Origin of the sequence: Rhizobium mongolense USDA 1844 (assembly GCF_000419765.1) — a bacterium.
Taxonomy (GTDB): domain Bacteria; phylum Pseudomonadota; class Alphaproteobacteria; order Rhizobiales; family Rhizobiaceae; genus Rhizobium; species Rhizobium mongolense.
Window position 1 is genome coordinate 1 of sequence record NZ_ATTQ01000093.1, and the last position, 1,201, is coordinate 1,201.

Annotated in this window: 2 pseudogenes; both read right to left on the reverse strand. The window is 61.9% G+C overall.

The annotated features are described in order from the left end of the window. Positions 1-74 precede the first annotated feature (74 nt). Positions 75-467: pseudogene (locus tag A3C3_RS40985) on the reverse strand (ATP-binding protein); the annotation flags it as partial. After that, a pseudogene (locus tag A3C3_RS40990) lies at positions 464-1,105 on the reverse strand (Mu transposase domain-containing protein); the annotation flags it as partial. The pseudogenes A3C3_RS40985 and A3C3_RS40990, both read right to left, overlap by 4 nt. Positions 1,106-1,201: the final 96 nt, after the last annotated feature.

Here is a 1,201-nt window from a genome sequence, read left to right on the forward strand (position 1 = left end):
GCCGTGAGTGCACGGCCTGCCTGAAAAGCGCAGGGTCGGCCTCACGTGGCCACATTTCAAACAACGTGACAACGCCCTTTTTGGCACGCGGCTAGACCGAGGCCGAGTGCCACATGCGTCTTGCCCGTTCCACTGGGGCCGAGAGCGATGACATTCTCCCGACGCTCGATCCATTCGCAGCGCGCCAGTTCCAGCACCTGCATCTTGTTGAGCTTGGGGATGGCGGCGAAGTCGAAACTGTCCAGGCTTTTGACGACCGGGAATTTTGCCGCCTTGATGCGGCGCTCGACCTTGCGGCGATCGCGTTCTCTCATCTCCCGTTCGGAAAGCCGGAAGAGGTATCCGACATGATCTACGCCCTCGGTGGCGCATAGCCGAGCCAGCTTCTGGTACTCGCGCTGGAAGGTCGGCAGCTTGAGGGTTTTGAGATAATGGGTCAGCAGGATCTCGGGCACTTCAGTGCTCATGCCGCTTCTCCCGCATCCGACGACAAGAGGCGCATGTACGCTTTCGCCGATGTCGTCTCGACCGTCGCCCTCGGCAGGTAGGGGTAGATGGACAGATCCAGTCTCGGCGGCCGGCGCTCTACCCGGCACAGGATCAGATGCTTGACCGCGTCGAAGCCGATGGCTCCGAGCTGGATCGCCTGCTTCACCGCCGCATGCAGGTCGGCGAGCTCAAAAGTCTCCAGCAGACGAAGAACCTGCACATATTCCCGGCGGCCATGTTTGGCCATGCGGCCTTCCATCAGGCGGCGCAGCGTGGCGAATTCCTCCGGCAGGCCCCAGCCCTGGAGAGGTGCAGCCTGATCCAGCGCATTGATCTTCTGCTCGATCAGCGGCAGGTAATGCACAGGATCGAAGATCACGTCCTCCCGCTCCCAGCTTCGGGGATGACGGGCGATGATCTCGCCACGGCAACCGATCACCACCTCGTCGACATAGCCCCGGACCCAGACGTCCTGATGGCCGTAGGCGACCGGGACCGAATAGTCATTGGTCTTGTAACGCACCAGCGACTGGGCCGTCACCCTGGCACTGGCCTGATCGCAGGCATCGAAAGGCGACGCCGGCAATGGGCGCATGGCAGCAAGATCGCGCTGCAGCGGCGTTGTTGCGTGGATCACCCGGCGACTGATATTGAGCGGTGGTTTTCAGTCTCCTGATCCGGATTTCGACGATGCCGCACACGTTCAATGCCG